The sequence below is a fragment of the Paenibacillus sp. JNUCC 35 genome (genome assembly GCF_058269095.1).
Window position 1 is genome coordinate 4,124,938 of the sequence record NZ_CM177771.1, and the last position, 18,953, is coordinate 4,143,890.

General features: G+C 54.1%; 22 protein-coding genes and 1 tRNA gene. All 23 read right to left on the reverse strand.

The genetic code is table 11. The features are described 5' to 3' along the window. Nucleotides 1-60: 60 nt before the first annotated feature. Nucleotides 61-594 (reverse strand): hypothetical protein, encoded by a 534-nt coding sequence (locus tag AC2TF6_RS18470; protein WP_491307984.1) that lies wholly within the window; start codon nucleotides 592-594, stop codon nucleotides 61-63. Nucleotides 595-665: 71 nt separating this feature from the next. Next, on the reverse strand, nucleotides 666-887 hold the full coding sequence (mtrB, locus tag AC2TF6_RS18475) for a trp RNA-binding attenuation protein MtrB (RefSeq protein ID WP_009672001.1): 222 nt from the start codon (nucleotides 885-887) through the stop codon (nucleotides 666-668). Nucleotides 888-973: 86 nt separating this feature from the next. Then, complete coding sequence (locus AC2TF6_RS18480) at nucleotides 974-2,266, reverse strand: PQQ-dependent sugar dehydrogenase (RefSeq protein ID WP_491307985.1); 1,293 nt, start codon at nucleotides 2,264-2,266, stop codon at nucleotides 974-976. 173 nt (nucleotides 2,267-2,439) lie between these two features. Beyond that, a tRNA-Pro gene (locus AC2TF6_RS18485) sits at nucleotides 2,440-2,516 on the reverse strand. 124 nt (nucleotides 2,517-2,640) lie between these two features. Continuing rightward, nucleotides 2,641-2,913 (reverse strand): HU family DNA-binding protein, encoded by a 273-nt coding sequence (locus tag AC2TF6_RS18490; protein WP_009671985.1) that lies wholly within the window; start codon nucleotides 2,911-2,913, stop codon nucleotides 2,641-2,643. Between the two features lie 282 nt (nucleotides 2,914-3,195). Further along, on the reverse strand, nucleotides 3,196-4,674 hold the full coding sequence (gene spoIVA, locus AC2TF6_RS18495) for a stage IV sporulation protein A (RefSeq protein WP_009672005.1): 1,479 nt from the start codon (nucleotides 4,672-4,674) through the stop codon (nucleotides 3,196-3,198). Nucleotides 4,675-4,963: 289 nt separating this feature from the next. Continuing rightward, a complete protein-coding gene (locus AC2TF6_RS18500; RefSeq protein ID WP_491307986.1) occupies nucleotides 4,964-5,719 on the reverse strand; it encodes a YphF family lipoprotein in 756 nt (251 codons plus the stop codon). 45 nt (nucleotides 5,720-5,764) lie between these two features. Then, nucleotides 5,765-6,118: a 2Fe-2S iron-sulfur cluster-binding protein gene (locus tag AC2TF6_RS18505; protein ID WP_491307987.1), complete on the reverse strand. Its 354-nt coding sequence runs from the start codon at nucleotides 6,116-6,118 to the stop codon at nucleotides 5,765-5,767. A gap of 119 nt (nucleotides 6,119-6,237) precedes the next feature. After that, nucleotides 6,238-6,873, reverse strand: a complete 636-nt coding sequence (locus AC2TF6_RS18510) for a nucleotidyltransferase domain-containing protein (RefSeq protein WP_491307988.1) — start codon at nucleotides 6,871-6,873, stop codon at nucleotides 6,238-6,240. Nucleotides 6,874-6,883: 10 nt separating this feature from the next. Next, complete coding sequence (locus AC2TF6_RS18515) at nucleotides 6,884-7,177, reverse strand: 2Fe-2S iron-sulfur cluster-binding protein (RefSeq protein WP_009672002.1); 294 nt, start codon at nucleotides 7,175-7,177, stop codon at nucleotides 6,884-6,886. Between the two features lie 149 nt (nucleotides 7,178-7,326). After that, on the reverse strand, nucleotides 7,327-7,599 hold the full coding sequence (locus AC2TF6_RS18520; protein WP_217556253.1) for a stage VI sporulation protein F: 273 nt from the start codon (nucleotides 7,597-7,599) through the stop codon (nucleotides 7,327-7,329). Nucleotides 7,600-7,687: 88 nt separating this feature from the next. Next, entirely contained in the window at nucleotides 7,688-8,728 is a 1,041-nt protein-coding gene (locus AC2TF6_RS18525) for an NAD(P)H-dependent glycerol-3-phosphate dehydrogenase (RefSeq protein WP_491307989.1), read from the reverse strand. Nucleotides 8,729-8,763: 35 nt separating this feature from the next. After that, complete coding sequence (gene plsY, locus AC2TF6_RS18530; RefSeq protein WP_491307990.1) at nucleotides 8,764-9,360, reverse strand: glycerol-3-phosphate 1-O-acyltransferase PlsY; 597 nt, start codon at nucleotides 9,358-9,360, stop codon at nucleotides 8,764-8,766. A gap of 12 nt (nucleotides 9,361-9,372) precedes the next feature. After that, entirely contained in the window at nucleotides 9,373-10,695 is a 1,323-nt protein-coding gene (der, locus tag AC2TF6_RS18535; RefSeq protein ID WP_009671990.1) for a ribosome biogenesis GTPase Der, read from the reverse strand. A 105-nt stretch (nucleotides 10,696-10,800) separates the two neighbouring features. Next, nucleotides 10,801-10,983: a capping complex subunit for YIEGIA gene (locus AC2TF6_RS18540; protein ID WP_009671973.1), complete on the reverse strand. Its 183-nt coding sequence runs from the start codon at nucleotides 10,981-10,983 to the stop codon at nucleotides 10,801-10,803. A 3-nt stretch (nucleotides 10,984-10,986) separates the two neighbouring features. After that, the gene (locus AC2TF6_RS18545) at nucleotides 10,987-11,895 is read right to left on the reverse strand and encodes a YIEGIA family protein (RefSeq protein WP_491311686.1); all 909 of its coding nucleotides are present in this window, start codon (nucleotides 11,893-11,895) and stop codon (nucleotides 10,987-10,989) included. Next, on the reverse strand, nucleotides 11,892-12,518 hold the full coding sequence (locus tag AC2TF6_RS18550) for a YphA family membrane protein (RefSeq protein ID WP_491307991.1): 627 nt from the start codon (nucleotides 12,516-12,518) through the stop codon (nucleotides 11,892-11,894). The genes AC2TF6_RS18545 and AC2TF6_RS18550 overlap by 4 nt, the downstream gene beginning before the upstream one ends. Nucleotides 12,519-12,572: 54 nt before the next feature. Further along, complete coding sequence (gene fni, locus AC2TF6_RS18555) at nucleotides 12,573-13,628, reverse strand: type 2 isopentenyl-diphosphate Delta-isomerase (RefSeq protein ID WP_491307992.1); 1,056 nt, start codon at nucleotides 13,626-13,628, stop codon at nucleotides 12,573-12,575. A 26-nt stretch (nucleotides 13,629-13,654) separates the two neighbouring features. After that, nucleotides 13,655-14,911, reverse strand: a complete 1,257-nt coding sequence (gene rpsA, locus AC2TF6_RS18560; protein ID WP_491307993.1) for a 30S ribosomal protein S1 — start codon at nucleotides 14,909-14,911, stop codon at nucleotides 13,655-13,657. Nucleotides 14,912-15,017: 106 nt separating this feature from the next. Further along, a complete protein-coding gene (locus AC2TF6_RS18565) occupies nucleotides 15,018-15,605 on the reverse strand; it encodes a lysophospholipid acyltransferase family protein (protein WP_326051923.1) in 588 nt (195 codons plus the stop codon). Next, nucleotides 15,602-16,285, reverse strand: a complete 684-nt coding sequence (cmk, locus tag AC2TF6_RS18570; protein ID WP_491307994.1) for a (d)CMP kinase — start codon at nucleotides 16,283-16,285, stop codon at nucleotides 15,602-15,604. The genes AC2TF6_RS18565 and cmk overlap by 4 nt, the downstream gene beginning before the upstream one ends. Nucleotides 16,286-16,713: 428 nt before the next feature. Then, nucleotides 16,714-17,373 (reverse strand): flagellar brake protein, encoded by a 660-nt coding sequence (locus tag AC2TF6_RS18575; RefSeq protein ID WP_491307995.1) that lies wholly within the window; start codon nucleotides 17,371-17,373, stop codon nucleotides 16,714-16,716. A 128-nt stretch (nucleotides 17,374-17,501) separates the two neighbouring features. Next, nucleotides 17,502-18,887, reverse strand: a complete 1,386-nt coding sequence (gene ypeB, locus AC2TF6_RS18580; protein WP_491307996.1) for a germination protein YpeB — start codon at nucleotides 18,885-18,887, stop codon at nucleotides 17,502-17,504. Nucleotides 18,888-18,953 lie beyond the last annotated feature (66 nt).

Here is an 18,953-nt window from a genome sequence, read left to right on the forward strand (position 1 = left end):
CAGTTTCATAGATCGTATCTAAGTAATTATAGCATAACCTTTTGAGTGACGCACAAGCAATTATTCTGGAAAGTGCCGCTGCCATTTCTTTGTAAAGGTCAGAAGAAATCTGCGCTGAAGTTCGGCAGCGACCTTATCTTCGCCGTCGGTTCCCTTCAAGGAGGACAGTGCCTTCGCCTCCGTGCGGGCCGCTTCCATCGCCATGACGAGCTGCGGACCGTTCTCGCCCGGTTTTGCGCCGTATTCCACGATCCTGACGAGCACCCGGCTAATGTTGGAAGTCCGGAGCAGGGACGATTGCGCGATCCGCAGCAGATCGCCGTAAACAACCTTCTTCTCGGCCGTTCCCGGCAGCAGCAGATCGAGCGAGAGAATGGAATGCGTAAGCTCCACCTTGCGCACGCGCAGTTGAAGCGGGAGTCCGTTTACGTAATCGGGCAGATTTACCTCCGTCAATTCCGGACCGGAAATACTTCTCCAGGCTTCCGATCCTTGACCGCTGTTCTTTCTGTCTAGAAACGGGACGAACGCCATAGTCAGCACAACGGCCGCCGACAGGCCGCCTATCGTCAACAGACGGGCAATTTTGTTCATCGTACAAGGGCACCTCCTGTCTATATCCCATTGTACAATGAAAAAAAGCAGGCTATGCCTGCCGACGCAAATTATTGTTCGGTTTCGATATTGCCGAACTTCGTCATGATCAGCGCCTTGCCCCGGACCTTCACCGCCGAAGTGTGCTCCGTGAACTGGGCGATCATAACCTCGCCTTTGTCCAGCTTTTCGGTATGATGAAAGCGCGTGTCGTGTCCTCTTGTCAGACCGATCACATGTACGCCGTTTTCTTTCGCCTTAATAATAAAATAATCTCCCTGTGTCTGATCCATAAATCGGTGCCCCCTTCTATCCATACTGCTTATCCGTATGTGGCTTACAATTTATCATGCTTTAAAAAGAAGCCGCCTGTCAACCCTTATTCCGCGCCGGACCGCTTCGGCTTCAGGCGGATGATTTTGTCGTCGTCTCCCGCCGGTTTACCCCGCCCGTCCCGGTTGTTCGTCAGCAGGTACAGAGAGCCGTCAGGGCCTTCCGTTACCGAGCGAAGCCGTCCGAAGATGCCCGCGAATGCGGCTTCCGCCTTGGTCAGCTTGTAAACGGGTACGGAAGCCCCTGCTCCCGGAGCTGACGTGCGGTCAGGTTCAAGCGTGAACAGCAGCAGCTTCGTCCCTCTCAGCCCGGCGACGGCTAGTCGTCCCTGCCACGGCCCCTGGCGTATGAACGTCATTCCCGAAGGAGCCCATGTGTCTTTGCCGCTGTGCAGAAGCGGAGGGATAAGCGGTCCGGCCGCCTTGGGCGATCCCGTTTCGTCCCCTTCGATCAGAGGCCAGCCGTAGTTTCCCCCCGGGACGATGACGTTCAGCTCGTCATGAGCCGACTGTCCGTGTTCGGAACTTAGCAGCGTATCGCTTCGCGGGTCCCACGCCAGGCCCTGTGCGTTGCGGTGGCCCCAGGAGTACACGGGCGAACCTTGAAACGGATTGTCTTCCGGAATCGAACCGTCCGGCTTTATCCGCAGAATTTTGCCGCCGAGGCTGTTCTTGTCCTGAGCCAGGGGCGGATCGTATTTCTCGCCCGTTGTGACATAAAGCATGTTGTCGGGGCCGAATTTGATCCGTCCGCCGTTATGATTCTCCGCCCCCGGTATGTCATCGAGCAGCACACGGTCTATTAAAGCCTCGTCACCTTGCAGTTTCAGCCGAAGCACTCGGTTCTTCGTATCTCCTTCCCCGGCGTACGTGTGGTAAACATACAGGTAGGAATTGGCGGCGAAGTCGGGATCGAGCGCCAAACCGAGCAGCCCGCCCTCCCCGCTGCTGATAAAAGGGCCCTGCAGCTTCAAAAGCGGCTTCTCCTGCAGGTTGCCGTCCCGGATCATCCTCAGCTGCCCCGGCCGCTCCGTGAAAAATATGCGGCCATCCGGCGCAAAAACCAGTTCCCACGGCACATTAAGGCCGGAAGCCACGATCTCCCGCGTGTAGTCCGCCGCCTTCTGCTCTACGAGCTCGGGCACGACGGGAGCATTCCCGGAGCCGCTCCCCCGCGCCTGACCGGCGTCGGTTGGCCCGGGCGCTTCCGTGCCTGAAGGGCCGGCTCCCGTACCACCTGTGGAAGCAGGCTTCCCTTCACACCCCGACGCCATGACGGCTATCGCCGCCGCTGCCGTAAACAGGGCGCTTTTAACACGTGTTTGACCGTTCTGCCGCATTTCCGTTCCCCTCCTGCGGATTTGTTGATTCTATCGTAACACAATCGGGCGCCGCTTCCAAAAGAGACCGCCGCCTGGCCGAAGGGAGGAAGGAGCTCTCCCGGCCGCATTAAAAAATGCTTCCGTCAGGATATGATCCTGAGCGAAAGCATTTGGTGTATGTATGGGTTTCATGGTCGGAGTAGCGGGATTTGAACCCACGGCCTCACCCACCCCAAGGGTGCGCGCTACCAGACTGCGCCATACCCCGACGCCGTATCCCTATTATACCGGATAATCGCAAGTTGTCAATGCGGAAAAAAAGCGCTAATAAAAACTAAACCGCGCGCCCGGAGGCACACGGTCTACACAAAATCCATATGTAAGAGAAGCGATTATTGAATGCCGTCTCTCAGCGCTTTGCCAGGTTTGAAAGCAGGAATTTTGCTTGCAGGGATTTCGATTTCATCGCCTGTTTGCGGGTTGCGTCCTTTACGTGCGGAGCGCTCGCGAACTTCGAAGTTGCCGAAACCAACAAGCTGAACTTTGTCGCCCTGCTGAAGAGCTTCGGAAATTGCATCGAATACAGCGTCAACCGCTTTCGTCGCATCCTTCTTGGAAAGCTCGGAGGTCTCAGATACTTTAGCAATCAGTTCGGATTTATTCATGCCTTTCACCTCCCTCCCAAAATATCTACTGTTTTACTTTCTGTTTTCACCGTTTCGTTAAAAAATATACATGAACCGGGCAAAAGCCCAAGCCCATCAACGAAAAACGAGTACCGAAGAAAACGAAACAAACTTATAGTAATATACGCTAGAGCTTATTTCAAGTCAAAGTCGCTGATTTTGTGGAAAATGCACAAAAAAACAGGGAAATTCTTGGAGAACGTGAAGTTCTCTGAAGAATTTCCCCACCGGAAACGGTAGAAAAACGAAATGTCAAGCTCGTTATAAAATAATGGCGATGAGCCCCCCGGAACCTTCGTTGATAATACGTCCGAGTGTCTCCTGGAGCTTGTAGCGGGCATTGTCCGGCATCATGGCAAGCTTCCCCTGAATACCTTCCCGGACGATAGAGTGCAGAGAGCGGCCGAAAATATCGGACTCCCAAATTTTGAGCGGGTTGTCCTCGAAGTCCTGCATGAGGTAGCGGACCAGCTCCTCGCTCTGCTTCTCCGTTCCGATAATCGGGGAGAACTCCGACTCCACATCGACACGGATCATATGTATCGAAGGAGCCGTCGCCTTCAGCCTTACACCGAAGCGGGAACCCTGACGGATAAGCTCCGGCTCATCCAAAGCCATTTCCGCAAGCGTAGGCGGCGCGATGCCGTAGCCGGTCGTTTTGACCATTTCCAGCGCTTCGGCGAACTGGTCGTATTCCCTTTTCGCATGGGTGAACTCCTGCATCAGTTGAAGCAGGTGATCCTTACCGCGAATCTCGACGCCGACCACTTCGACCAAAATTTTATCGTACAGTTCATCCGGTGCGTACAGGTCGATCTCGGCCACACCCTGCCCCATATTCATTCCGGCAAGAGCCGCCCGGTCGATGAACTCATATTCGGAGAATTGTCCGACAACCCGCTCCACGTCCCGCAGACGCCGGATGTCCTGAACGGTATCGCGGACGGAATTTTCAAAATGCGTACGCAGCCAGTGCTTCTCCGGCAGCACCATCACCCAGCTCGGCAGGTTTACGTTCACTTCGTGTACCGGGAATTCATACAGAACTTCACGGAGCACGCCGATCATCTCGTCTTCGCCTGCCGTCGCTACGCTCATCGTGACGACCGGAATGTCGTACTTGCTTTGCAGTTCGCTGCGCAGTTCCTGGGCCGGCTCGCTGTTAGGTTTTTGCGAGTTGATGACTACGATGAACGGCTTGCCGACTTCCTTCAGCTCCGCTATGACTCTTTCTTCCGCCAGCACATAAGACGAACGCGGAATATCTGAAATCGTTCCGTCGGTCGTCACGACGACCCCCAGCGTTGAATGCTCTTGAATGACTTTGCGTGTGCCGATTTCGGCCGCTTCCTGGAACGGGATCGGTTCGTCGAACCACGGCGTCGAAATCATCCGGGGACCGTTCTCGTCCTCGTAGCCTTTGGCGCCTTCCACCGCATAGCCGACGCAATCGACCAGCCGGACGTTGACGTTCAGTCCTTCCGCTACGGAAATCTGCACGGCGTTATTCGGCACGAACTTCGGTTCGGTCGTCATAATCGTGCGCCCTGCCGCACTCTGCGGGAGCTCATCCGTGGCTCTGATGCGATCGGTTTCACTTTGGATGTTAGGCAGTACAACTGATTCCACGAAGCGTTTGATGAAGGTCGATTTTCCCGTACGGACCGCTCCAACGACCCCCAGGTAAATATCTCCTCCCGTTCGCTCAGCAATGTCTTTAAAGATATCCACTTTCTCCAAGAGAATCCCTCCTACAGGTTGTTAAATGAAGCGAGAGCCACGATACGTTCTTCAGCCGGCCTTCCCTTTGCCATCCGTATGCGACATAACTCGTACATCATTTGGACTTGTAACAAATATATGTGCCGGTCGTCGAAATATGCCTGGCAATAATCTCTGAAAAAATATATGATTCCCGGAATCCGAATATGCGCCGAACGCGAAAAAACCCTTTTCTCCATGAGGAAGAAAAGGGGTTCGAAAGCCCGTAGCCGGCGGATAAAACCGCCTTGCAGACTTATACGGCCGGTTATTTCATGACGGGAACAGGTTTGCTCGTCGCGCTGTCCCATTTGTACTCAAACGACATGATAGGTACGAAATAGGAGTCTTCCGCCAAAAGGGGAAGAAGGTCCTGACCGTCCTTCAGGCCAGCCTGAAGCTGCTTGTCCCTGATCTTTTGAGCCAGATCGGGTGCATAATCAATCGCAACTTTGCCGGAGTCATGAACAAGGAAATTAATCAGGCTCTGACGGTTGTAGACACTTTTGAGTTCAGGCGTTTTCATGCCGATTTTGCCGAAATCCACATACTTGAAGCCGGGAGAATAGGTTTCTCCGCCCGGAACGGCGCCGTTGTTTTTGCTGATATAGTCGTTTACTTTCTTCTGGATGTCAGCCGTGGTCCGGTAAGCTACCAGATCGAAAAGCTTCACTTTTGCCTTCGTGTCGGGGTCGACGAGCACATAAATAAAATCTCCGCCGCTTTCGTAAGCATTGCCCGGAAGGTTGGACAAATAACCGCTGTTTTTCAGCTTTTGAAAATCAATGACGTATTTTTCATAAAGCGGTGTTTCCATATCGCTGTTTTTAATGGGAAAGACGCTTTTCTTGGTATGATATTCGTCGATACTCTGCTGGACTACGGCAATAAACTCGCCCGGGTTAGTCTGGTTTTCTTTGCGCATTTCTTTGGGATACATACAGCCGCCAAGCAAAGCCAGCGAAAATAAAGCGGCCATCAGTACCGTCAGGCGCCCGGCTAGAGCGCCCTTTACGATATTCATCATCGGTTCTCCTTTGGTTTCGTTTCTCCGGATCGCTGAAAGGTTCTAAGGCCAGTCATCCTCTTCCCGCTGCTTGGCCAATTGGGCGCGTACAGCCGCTTTCAGCGGGTCTTCGGGGACGGTAACCGTCACATCGCCCGTAATCCGGGCTTGACAGGACAGGCGCAGCCCTTCCTGCAGCTGGCTGCCGAGCTTGAGCCGCTCGTTCTTGCCGGGCTCGGTCAGGCCGCTCTGGTCCCCGGCGTGCACTTTGCACATCAGGCAGGCGGCCTGCCCGCTGCACCGGGTGCGGATGTGCACATTGGCCCGCCGCGCCGCATCCAGCAGGGTGGTATTCAAGCGGACGGAAGCGCTGCGGTTGTCCGGCATAAATGTCACTTTCGGGTTGGTCTGGCTCATTCTCGTCCCTCCCTCTGTCTAAGGCATTTGCTTATTTCCAGGGCGCGGCTCGTTCCCGTTGCGCTCCGGCTTCCGGTCATGGAGACGGAAGCCGGAGCTGCCGCAAACCGCGGATGCTTCTATAATCCGGGAATAAGTCGCTTGACGACGGACAATGCGGGCGCTCCCCAGCTGTTTCTGGAAAGCAGGTCTGTCAGGGCGGCTTCGTGCCGGGACGGACAGCTGTTTATCGTCCTTGCGATAGCCTCGTACCGGTCGGGACGTTCGCGCAGGATGTTAAAGAGCAATTCGTGGGCAAGCGGCATTAACGCCAGATTCTCACCTTCCAATTGCCGCACTTCCGCGTGCTTCTCCCTCAAGTAGGCCGCCTCGACTATGTACTGCGATCCCGACGCACAAACTTTAAACCCGCCTACGAGCTCCACCTGAATGCCGCCGATGGCGTAATGGCTGAGCAGCGATTCATAGATGCCCGTACGGTCCAGTTTCTGCTCATCGACGGCATAGGGTTCCAGGATACGCGCCGCCGCTGACGCCTGATCCGTATCCACGTACAGATCCAGATCCCGCGGCTGGGCTCCGATCTCCACGCCCTGCAGCGCCAGACCGCAGCTCCCGCCGATCAGCCAGCCGGTTCCGGTGTCGTTGAGAAGACGGGCCGCCTGACGCATGACCCGGACTAACGACTCCTCCAGCGGAAGGTCCCGACGCATTTCGAGCGCAATCCGCCGCTCCTTTGAACGTTCGCTTTTCATGCCGGTCCTCCTAGAAGTAAGGCTTGTGAGTAACGGAAACATCGCCGGTTTCCTGAATCACGGCCTGACATCCCAGACGGTAGCCCAGATCAATTTCTTCGGGTTCCAAACGGTCAAGTTCCGCTTCCGTAGGCGGTGCGAGCCGTTCCCGGCCTTCTTTGACAAAACAGCGGCAGCGCGCGCATGTACCGCGCTTGCAGGAATGTCCCCATTCGAGTTTATGTTTGAGGGCCAGTTCAAGTACGGTCAGTCCCGTCTCGCTTTCGACCGTCTTGTCCCCTTTTCTCGTGCGCAGTGTAATCATCTATGTTTCCCCCTTCGTGTAAACGATGCTGCTTCATTCCTAGGTTGATTATAGCATTTCGGCCGAAACTTTGTGAATCACGAGTAAAAGGACCGCGGGCTGCCTTACGGCCTCCTACGGTCCCCCTGCGCTTCCGCTGGCGTTTATCGCTACCTTTTCATGATGAGATTCATCATCTGCTGCAAGTTGCCGCCGTCCAGTTTGCTGCTTTTAACCGCATGAACGATTTCTTTGACGGTTTCTTCCGGCACATCAATCCCGACAAGCTGGGAAACCTGCTTAATCAACTGCCGCAGCTGTGCTTCATCTTGAACGGTCGACGGTTTCACGCCGCTGGCCAACTTCTGGATATCTTTCTCGGTTACGCTTTTACCCGTTTTTTTCTTAACGGTATTAAGAATGTCTTTCGGATTTCTAGGCACGCTGCCGCCTCCCAACCATAGTGTCCGCTATAAGGAACTGGACTTGAATCTATGGTAGTGTATGAAGGCTCGGCAGGAATGGTGTAGGCTACAGAATCCATTTATCCGTCTGATTGGCGACCTCTTCGATCTCATGCGTACGGCCGCGGCCCATCAGATCTTCAACCGCCGCCCGCGGAGCTTTCCCTTCGAACAGAACGTGATGAAGCTCGTTCGTGATGGGCATTGTGACGCCGTACTCCTGGGCAAGCACGTAGGCGGACTTCGTCGTTTTGACGCCCTCGACGACCATGCCCATTTTATCGAGAACCTGGTCGAGAGGTTCTCCCTGGCCCAGCAGATAGCCCGCCTTCCAGTTGCGGCTGTGCGTACTGGTACAGGTGACCACGAGGTCGCCGATTCCCGCCAGGCCTGCGAAGGTCATCGGGTTGGCGCCCATCTCCGCCCCGAGGCGTGCGATTTCGGCGAGTCCCCGGGTTAAGAGGGCCGCCTTGGCGTTGTCGCCGAACCGGAGACCGTCGGAGAGACCCGCGCCGAGGGCGATGATATTTTTGAGCGCGCCGCTCACTTCGACTCCCGTTACGTCCGGGTTCGTGTAGACGCGGAAATACGAATTAATGAACAGATCCTGCGCCGCTTCGGCCGCTTCGATCGTCGGAGATGCCACCACGACAGTCGTCGGGCATTCCCGGATCACTTCTTCCGCATGGCTCGGTCCCGACAGAACGACGATACGTTCCGGGTCGCACTGCGGAAGCTCCTCGGCCAGCACGGTGGTCATCCTTTTCAGCGTGAGCGATTCGAAGCCTTTGGTCGCGTGAATCACGAGCGTATCCGGGCTTAAGAATTCTCTCACTTGGGACGCCACCTCGCGCATTCCTGCCGAAGGTACCACGAATACGACGGCGTCCTTATTTTCAACCGCTTCGCGAATCGATGTAGTGGCACGGATGCGCGGGGACAGCGCGATGTCCTGCAAATAACGGCTGTTGGTATGTAAGGTATTGATCTCTTCCGCCTGTCCGGCGTTTCTCGTCCAAATCGTTACGTCCAGGTCGTTAGCGGCCAGTACGGAGGCAAGAGCCGTTCCCCAGCTTCCCGCTACCAGTACGGATACGTGTTTAGTCATGGCTGTCTCCCTTCTAAGCCGATTCATCGAGCAGGCTACGCCTTTTTGGAGCCGATCTTATTTTCTCGGCCTTGAACCAGTTTACTGATATTTGTACGGTGCCGCCAAAACGTAAATACCCCGATTACGATAACGCCCCACAAGATCTCCACCGGTCTTCCCATGCCCCATACGAAAAAAGGTAAAAGTGCGGTAAACAGCAGGGAGCCCAGCGATACGTAACGGGTCAGAAAAATGGATGCAATGGCGATAATGCCCGCGAAGATCGCGGGAAGAAAGCATAGGGTAGCCGTTACACCGATGGCAGTAGCTACGCCTTTGCCGCCCCGGAAACCGAAAAATACCGGCCAGTTATGGCCGATAATGACGGCGAGCCCGCAAGCGACATGGACCCAGATCAGATCCGGAGCCATCCACTTGCCGATCCAGACAGCCAGTATCGCTTTTACGACATCCAGCGCAAGTACCAGGACAGCCGGTCCTTTGCCAAGCACGCGCAGCGTGTTGGTGGCTCCGGCATTTCCGCTTCCGTGCGCCCGGATATCAATCCCCTTGACCAATTTCCCAATTATAAAGCTGAAGCTGAGCGAACCCAGCAAATAAGCTGCTACTGCGGGAATGATGTAGATCAAACGAACTCTCCCCTATTCGTCGTCGGATTTTCTTCGCGTGAACAAACGGATCGGGGTTCCCTCAAAACCGAAAGCTCCGCGAATTTTGTTTTCAAGATAGCGCTCATATGAGAAGTGCATCATATCCGGCTCATTCACAAAGAAAACAAAGGTCGGCGGCTTAACGGAAACTTGCGTGGCATAGTTAATACGCAGACGCTTGCCTTTGTCGGTCGGAGGAGGATTAAACATGACCGCATCGGAGACCACATCGTTGAGAACGTGAGTCTGAACGCGCATCGTATGCTGCTCCGCCACCTGGTTGACCATGGGCAGGAGTTTCTGGACACGCTGGGTCGTGCGGGCGGACACATACAGAACCGGCGCGTACGTCATAAACAGGAAGTGATCGCGGATTTTCTGCGTGAACTGGTGCATGGTCTTGTCGTCCTTCTCCACCACGTCCCATTTGTTGACGACGAATATAGCCGCTTTGCCCGCTTCGTGCGCATAGCCGGCGATATGCTTGTCTTGCTCGATAATCCCTTCCTCGCCGTTGATGACCACAAGCACGACGTCTGCGCGCTCAATGGCTTTCATCGCGCGCATTACGCTGTATTTTTCCGTATTCTCATACACTTTGCCGCGTTTGCGCATGCCGGCCGTATCGATAATGACGTATTTCTGATCGTCAAGCTCGAAAGGCGTATCAATCGCATCCCGGGTCGTACCGGCCTGGTCGCTGACAATGACCCGGTCTTCTCCGAGGATGGCGTTTACAAGCGATGACTTGCCGACGTTCGGACGCCCGATCAGCGCGACCTTGATGACTTCCTCGCCGTATTCTTCATCCGGATGATCCGGGAAATGAGCTGCCGCGGCTTCCAGCATATCGCCGATTCCGATTCCGTGCGCGCCGGAAATCCCGATCGGGTCCCCGAAGCCGAGGCTGTAAAATTCATAAATTTCATCCTGCCGCTGAATGTTGTCCACCTTGTTAACGGCCAGGACAACCGGCTTGCGGGACCGGAAAAGAAGCTGGGCAACCTCCTGGTCCGCCGAGGTAACGCCCGCTTTGGCGTCTACCATGAAAATAATAACGTCCGCTTCTTCAATCGCGAGCTCGGCCTGGACGCGTACGGACTTCATGATCTGGTCTTCGCCTTCGACTTCGATACCGCCAGTGTCGATGACGCTGAACTCACGGTCCAGCCATTCGCCGATCCCGTACAATCTGTCTCGGGTCACGCCCGGTTTATCTTCAACGATGGCCAGCCGATCGCCGATTATCCGGTTAAATATCGTCGATTTACCGACGTTCGGACGCCCCACAATCGCTAGAATGGGTCTTGCCATTCGGTTCACTCCTTACTGATGGTCACTCAAGTTCTCATTATTGGAAATTTCACATTCTTCATCATAGCAAAAAAGCGCTGGATTGGCTAATGTTTTCAGTGAACGCTATCCCTTGTGATCGACAAGGATGAAGGTTCCCGGTTTTAAAACGTGAGCATTGACATCCAGAATTTTCTCCAAATTAAAAGCGAGCTGCTGGAGTTCCGCTTCATCTTTCGCATAAAAAATGGGAGCCCCGCCATCGACTTTAACGCCTTCCACAACCGCAACCGCTTTGATCGTTGCCACTCTTCACGCCTCCTTGCGAGGTCCGGCCGCCGACTCCGTCGGCATGCGGATGGCGCTTTCCAGTACCGGCACCCGTTTGAGCGCGGCGGCCGCCTTTTGTGCGTCCTTCACTTGGGGAAGGACAAAAATACCGAGCGTCCCCGAGTCCAGATGAAGCTTGGCCATCGGCATCAGGGCGGGTTCTCCAGTGTCCCTGTACACGCCGAGGACCGTGGAGATATCATGCAGAATGGCCTGGCGCTGGCCCAGATTCGCCAGTGTGACGCGGGCGTCGGGATTTTTCGGTACGGCCAGCAGGCCTACCCCCTGCCTCGCGATCAGCTCCCGGTCGCTCTCGAGCCCGACGTTCATGATGTAAATATCGCCTACATACAGATTCGGCCCGTCCAGCCGCACTTCGCTGATCCCAATATCCGCGATGTGGGTCATATTTTTTCCCGTCTTGAAATAAATCGATACTCCGACAGCAGCCAGTCCGGCAGCCGCTCCCCAATACCAGGCGAAAACCAGAGTGAACAGCGAAGCCATCATCGAGGTAAAAATCACCAGATAGTTTCGGCCTTCGAAAACCATCGCAATGCCTTCAATGTACGAAACGCCCCGCGGGACAAGCTCCATCTGATCCACCTGCATCAGGCTTTGACGCTCCATATTCCGCACATCGCGGAACTGCTGGGCCGCAACGGTCAAAAACGTGACGGCCGTGTAGTTTTTGTCGAGCAATGCAGGTACCGCCACCGCACCCAGACCGGCTGCAATCACTCCCAGCGAAACATGAATGATTTTGCCGTGGGGATAAGTCGGATATTGACGATAATCCGTTCTTAATAAGTACAGACGCGACGCGATCCCGAAAAACAATCCGACAAAAACAGCGACCGTTTCTTTTTGCGACAGCATATGCGCAATCATTTCCTCCAACCTCGCTTTCGCTGGATCCATTGCCGGGCGGTTGTCCTGCATCCCGAATAAACCGATTCGAGGAAGACGGTCAGCAACCGCGCCGCAAAAAAGGAGAGCCACCATTTGTCCAGAAACGAGGGTGTACCGAGATGAACCGGCATCGTGCCGCCGTGTATACAGGCAAAAGAAAGGTCTCCCGCAATCATGGCTACCGTCAGCGAAACATACTGCTCGGCCGCTCCCCGGTGCATTCCCATTACCAATACCGCAAGGACAACGGCGATATCCCATTCGGGTTTCAGCACAATCATGACGGGATCCACGCTGTACAGCTCCAGCATCAGCAAATGAACGGCCCCGAGAAGCAGACCGGTCGCGAACAGATGCCCGCCTTCCCAAAGGCTCTTTTTACGGATACCGATCAGAAGAGCCGCACAGAAGGCAACCGGGACGGTGCCGTTGATTAGAGCGCCTCCCACGGAGAAGGTCATCAAAGCGGCAGGCAGCGCGAACATAAAAAAAAGAAGTATGTCACGTCCGGATATACTTCTCATAAAAATTTCCCGCCATCCGCTGAGCAGAAATATGACAGAGATGGCGAGGAGTACGGAAGCAAGATAACCTGGATTCATAGTTTGTCACCCTAGCTCGTTTCGTTACTCCTAGTATGACAAAACATCCCGTTTTTACTCCGCTTCCGTTCTGCAGGCATATTCAGTTAAATCGATCCGGCGGGCCCTGCACCATTCCGCGGTCGATCCCGTGATAATCACGGGACGTGTCCACAGCTGTTCGATGCGTACCGTTCCTAGAGCGGTCATCATCAGAACGATCCCGTGATGCAGCTCGTCGATGTGATCGATTAAAGCTTGCGTACCTTCGCTTCGCAAAATTTTAAGCAGGGCTCCGGCCATTCCGGCCGCCGAAGCGCCGAGGGCAAGCACCTTGACGATGTCTTCGCTGGTGCGGATGCCTCCCGTGGCCATGACCCTGCCTCGTTCGTAGACTTGCAGCGCTTCGATCAGAGTCACGCTCGTTTTCATGCCCCAGTCGTTCAGCCAATCGAGGGGCAATTTTCGCCGCGCATTCTCTATCGCGGCGAAATTGGTGCCGCCGGAACCGCCGACATCCAAAATTTGTACGCCTGCCGATTTGAGCAGTCTCGCGTTTTCAAGCGGGATGCCGAAACCGACTTCTTTGACGATCAGAGGCACTCCTGTGCCCGCCGCAATGCGGCTTACGCGCTCCAGCATGCCGTGAAAGCTGCGATCGCCTTCAGGCATGATCAGCTCCTGCATGACGTTCAGATGGATTTGAAGCGCATCCGCTCGAAGCATGTCCACGGCGCGTGCCGCCTGCTCCACTGTCGCTTCACTTCCCAAATTGGCAAAGACGAGCCCGTCCGGATTCATTTGACGGACGATGCGGTAACTTGCTTCCTGCAAAGGATCCCGCAAAGCGGACATCTGAGAGCCCACGGCCATTGCCAGTCCCCGTTCCCTGGCCGCCACTGCAAGCTCGCGGTTTATTTCTTCGGTTTCGCGTGCTCCGCCGGTCATCGCATTTACGACAATCGGCGAACTCAAATTGAGTTCGCCGATTGTCGTAAAGAGAGCGACAGACTCGGTGGAAGCGTCTGGCAGGCAGTTAGGCACCAGTTTGACATCCGTCAACCCCTGGTTGCCGGACTGACCCGTCTGGAGCGCAAACTGCACGTGATCCATTTTGCGCGATGAGCGCATTCCGCTTCCTCCTGTTCAGTCGTCTATTATTTTTTGAATTTGGAGAGCTTGTCGCCGAAGCGCTCGCCGAGCGTCATGGACAGGCCTTGATTGCTCAGGGAAACATTCTCGTTGCCAGCCAGTTCTTTCTGGTGGTTGGAGGATCTTTCCGGTCTGGAAGAGTAGTTGGAAGGCGCGGAAGATGCGGTTTGAGCCGGAGCTTCTTCCGTTTCCTTGATGCTGAGGCTTACGCGCTTCTCAGCTGCGTTAACGTCAAGGACTTTTACCTTAACTTCTTGGCCTTCTTTCAGAACTTCCTGCGGAGTCGCGATGTGACGGTGAGCGATTTGGGAAATATGAACCAGACCTTCAACGCCCGGAGCGATTTCAACAAACGCGCCGAAACCTGCAAGACGTTTTACCGTACCGGTAATGATTTCGCCGGTTGTGAAAGTTTTCTCGGCCTTTTCCCAAGGACCTTCTTGAGTCGCTTTCAGGCTCAGGCTCACTTTATCTTTCTCCGGATCTACTTTCAGGACCTGCACGCTTACTTTGTCGCCTTCTTTGACGATTTCGGAAGGGTGCTCAACATGGTGCCAAGCCATCTCGGAGATGTGCACCAGGCCGTCGATGCCGCCGATATCCACGAACGCGCCGAATTGAGTCAGGCGTTGTACGGTACCTTCGTATACTTTGCCCACTTCGATTTTGCTGATGATGTCTTTCTTCTGAGCTTCGTATTCTTCATCCAGAACGTCTTTCTGGGAAAGGATCACTTTGTTCTTCTCGCGGTCGATTTCTTTGACTCTCAGGCGCAGAGTGCGGCCCTTGTAGTCGGAGAAATCTTCGACAAAGCTGCGTTCTACCATGGATGCCGGCACGAAGCCGCGCACGCCAACGTCAACAACGAGACCGCCTTTAACCACTTCGGCCACGACAGCTTCGATGATGACTTTCTCGTCCAGTTTCTGCTGCAGGGTTTCCCACGCTTTTTCATTGTCAACAGAGCGCTTGGAAAGTACCAGCTTTTCTTTGTTGTCGTCAATCGTTACGATTTTAAGCTCAATCTCCTGGCCCTCTTGAACCGCTTGATCCGCGTTCTCGATTTGGACGGAAGACAGCTCGCGAAGCGGAATCGTGCCGTCGTACTTGTAACCGATATCTACGATTGCTTGATCCTGCTCGACTTTAATGATTTTGCCTTTGACGATGTCGCCTTTCTTTACGGCTGCGACTTGGCTCATCGCTTCTTGAGCTTCTTGGCTTTCGTTCGTTTGATTTTCGTTTTTGATTTCTTCTGACATGGAATACCCTCCTCGAAAATAAACACACCGACGGTTAATTTTGTATAGGCATCTGCACGGCGCGGATTGCGCGGCAGGATTTCCTTACAACCGGGTTCGTTTTTAGTTAAGCGACTTCTTTCCGGTGTTCCCGGATCAAAGTCTGAATTTCTTGCATGATATACTCGGTCACCTGCTCGAGATCGGCCGATCCGGCTTCGCTGAACGGGGTCAAATCAAGCGGTTTCCCGTAAATGACCGTCATTCTGCCGAACACCTTGTAATCCCCGATGATTGCGGTCGGCACAACGGCCGCGCCGGATTTCAGGGCAAACATCGCTGCGCCCTTCTTTCCCACACCGGGATTTTTACGGCTTCCCTCCGGAAAGATGCCAAGTACGTTTCCATCCCGAAGCAAGTTCAGCGTTCCCTTGATCGTTTCTTTGCTGACGCCTCCTCGTTTAACCGGAAAAGCGCCAATTTTACTAATTATTAGACCTAAAACCGGAATTTGAAACAGCTCCGCCTTCGCCATAAAATGAACTTTGCGTTTAAGGCGGATGCCGACAAGCGGAGGATCAAAGTTGCTGATGTGATTGGAACAGAGCAGCACACCGCCGTGCTCGGGGATGTTATCCTTGCCGATCACGCGAATCCGGAACAGCAGGGAATACACGACATTGCAAACTCCCCGCGCGAAATGGTAAAAGCTCATGCTCTTTCACCGCCTGCTCTCAACCGGCACATCTCCAGGATGCTCTCCACCACTTCGGGAATGGTCAGATCTGTACTGTCCAGCATTACAGCGTCGGCCGCTTGTACAAGGGGAGATACTTCCCTGCCTTCATCCAGCATATCGCGGCGGGCAATGTCCTTTTCCATCTCTTCGAGAGTGGTCGCCATTGCCGTGCCCTGAACTTCTTGAAACCTTCTTTCGGCGCGCTTGCGCACGCTCGCGGTCAGGAACACCTTCACTTCCGCATCAGGAAGCACATGCGTGCCGATATCCCGGCCGTCCATCACGATGCCTTTGGAAGCGGCCATCTGCTTCTGCTTGTCTACCAGAAGCTTCCTCACTTCCGCAATGGCGGCGATTTGTGAAACCTGGTCCGTGACGAGTTTGGTACGGATATCGGAAGATACATCCCGGCCGTCTACAAACACCAGCTGTCCGTCCGGTCCCGGTACGAGTTCGATCTTCATGCCGGCAGCGGTTTCTGCGACAGCCTCCGTGTCCAGAGGGTCAACCCCGTCCTGCAGCGCCTTCCAGGTGACCGCCCGATACATCGCTCCCGTGTCCACATAGACAAAACCAAGCTCGCCTGCGACCTTGCGGGCTATGGTGCTTTTGCCTGCACCGGCTGGCCCATCTATCGCGATATTAAATTTAGTCAAAACAAAGGCTCCTCCTAACAAAACCTTACGAACAAAAAAGCAGGCGTAGCCTGCTAACGCTGTAAATTATACCATAGGCGGAAGACAGATGCAAAAGTCTGCGGCCTGCCTGAATTTTCCGGAAAGCGACTATTCCTCCCCATGCCGGACATACGGCACTCCCTCCAGAGGATCGACCCGGGTGATTTCTTTTCGCACAGCCGGAGATTGGAGAAGGAGCTGGCTGATTAGCAAACCCGCCAACAGTACATATAAACATCTTATGAGCATCTTCTCGACCCGCTCGGAAAATTCAACAAACAGCCGTTCGTAACGTTCGTAAGTTAATGGGCGTTGCTGCCCGGACCTCCGGATTTTCACTGGCATCCTCCCGCAAACGAGCTTTGTTTGGAATGCAGTGTTTCCCGAACGGGCCGATTTTATGTAAGTTACTTTTTGCGGAAATCGAATTGTTTCTCGAAGCAGTACTGAATCAGCTTCTGACGGTCGCGGTCCGTAATTTCGCTGAACTGCAGCATGACGATTTTGCGTCCCGTTTCCAGCGTTTTAACCCGTACGACCTCCGCTTTGAAAGGCAGATGCTCCAAGGTTCCGTTCTTGTAAGTCACAAGCAGCCAGCAGTTCACCTGAGTGACGTTGTCCGGAAATTCGCTGCCCTTGCAGGTGAAGGAAACCCCGCCACCTCCGACGTCCTCCGTCAATGCTACGATAGGAACGGTGTCGCCAGCCTGTACGGAAATTTCCAGCTCCGCGGGAATCCGCAGAAAGCTCCTGCGCTGGATTTTCGTAATCGAGGCCGGATCGGGCATGGCTAGCGCGACCAGCCGGATTCCTTCTTCCTTGAAGCCGATGACCGAGGTCTGAAAATAATTTTTCACGCCTCCGTCCGTCACAAAAAAGGCGCTTACTTCGTCCCCCGTGTACAGCCGTTTCAAACGGCCCGTCCGCTCGTTCATAGGGGTTTCGATCCACAGACGGTCCGGGAGCACGTCCGAAATTCTCGCTTTGTATTCTTGTTTCGCTTCTTCTTCGTCAATCGTATTGACATGAAGATGCAGCAGCTGGTTGATTTTCATAAGCTGAGCCACGGTAACCTCATCCTTTTTTCGGTTAAATCCTGCCTGTTTCTACTTGATTATAGCACGCCTCCACCATTTAGGAAGACACAAAAAAGCGGCCCCGGGATTCCCGAAGCCGCTTGTCTGAACGAATGCCGTCAAGTCCCCTGCGTGACAGGCTGCTGCTTGGCCTGCTCGGCGTCTTCCTTGCGGATCGTTTCCACTTTTTCCTCCGTACCGTCTTCGCCGTTGACATAAATCCGGTACGTTTGACCGTTCAGACTGCCGATAAATTCATGGCAGAGCACTTCCTGATTCAGATCGTTGATGATAAGCGCCTTCGTGTGACGGGTCACTTTCAACTGAGGGCTCAGGTGACTTCTCGCCTCTTCTTTCGAAAGCTTCGGCTCTTGGTCGATATTTTTGTGATTCCGGTTGGCGAACACGAAATCCGTGCCCTGGAGCCCAAGAATCTGACCGTCGTCCAGAGCGACGTTTACGACGAGTTTCTCCGGATAAATAACGGTATCCTTTTCCTGCTTGGCGAACGTCATATTGCAGATGTTCTGGTGACGGTCGAAGCTGACCGCAGTCATATTTTTATAACCGTGCCGCTCCAGAAACTGGGCCGCCGCTTCACGCGTGTGCTCGACCTGAAGTTTGGTCGACTTCACATCGCGGGGATTCATGAAGTAGATCAGCTGCCCGCCTTTTTTCGTAAAGTCCATCGTGATATCGGCACCGTTCTTACCGGGCAGGGAACACGTATACGATTCGTACTCGGCCGCGCCGTTACCGTTTTTGACCACATTAAAGATGGCCGGGTTGTTTACCCCAAGGAATGCCGCCGCTTTCTTACGGACCTCCTGTTCGTCGATCTCGGGACCGTCCAGCATTTGAGCCGTATATTTCGACTGCGTTGACATGGTGAAGGGGCCTTCTTTCAAATCGTTGTAGGACCCGACTTTTTTGTCCACCGTTTTGAAACCGTCGATAATCGTATTGTCGTTCGGTTCCTTGTTGGCTCCGAGCGCCAAGTCCACGTCCATCCAGCGCAGGTTATTGGCGATAACCTTCTCCTGGACTCCGCGCAAATCCCCCGTAATCTCCTTGGAATGCTCATACAGAGTGCTCAACGTTTTTAATTCGCCGTCCGTCAGAGGCTTTTTCGTCAAATCCCGCGTCGAGGTCTGGTAACTGAATTTCGAGACGTTGGCCAGGAACTCTTCCGTTTTGTTAAAAGGAAGCAGGCCCAGCGGCAGCTGGTTCACTTCGTTTTGCGCCTGGCTGGTCAGCCTCCAGACATTCACCAGACCTTTACGGTAGGTGTCATTCGAGGTGGAATTGATCGCCAGCGTATTGCCCAGTTCCGTATGTAGCTTCTCGATATGATAGGACAAATCGTGAAAAGCACGCTGATACTGGTTTTCCGCCTTAATGGAGACTTGATTTTTCTGCTTTTGCTGAGAATACCCCCAAACCCCCGTACCGACCAATGCCGCAGCGCAGACTGGAAATAAAACCATACTCATTTTTCTGTACATGCTTGTAAGCTCCTTTCTTAGGCGATATTGCCGTTATTGTCTGCCTTCGAAACGAAGTTTATACAG